Source organism: Saezia sanguinis, assembly GCF_003991585.1.
Lineage (GTDB): Bacteria > Pseudomonadota > Gammaproteobacteria > Burkholderiales > Burkholderiaceae_C > Saezia > Saezia sanguinis.
Window position 1 is genome coordinate 1 of record NZ_PQSP01000211.1, and the last position, 237, is coordinate 237.

The following is a 237-nucleotide window of genomic DNA, read 5'->3' on the forward strand; positions in this document are numbered from 1 at the left end:
CCTAGTGCCGGGGGAGGTACCGTGCCACTCTCCGAGCACGAGCAGCGCATGCTCGAACAGATCGAGAGCGCGCTCTATGCTGAGGACCATAAATTCGCCTCGACCGTGCGTGCTGGTCGGCTTCGCTCTGCCACCGGAAGACGCAGACTTCAGGCGGCCGCGCTCTTCGTCCTCGGCCTCGTTCTTCTCATTGCGGGAATCGCCCTGCCCGTCAAGCCCGGCGGATTCCCCATCATC

General features: G+C 64.1%; 1 protein-coding gene. It reads left to right on the forward strand.

Features of this window, described 5'->3' with window-relative positions:
* Positions 1-21: 21 nt before the first annotated feature.
* On the forward strand, positions 22-237 hold a 216-nt coding region (locus CUZ56_RS15535; protein ID WP_148113789.1), incomplete at its 3' end, for a DUF3040 domain-containing protein.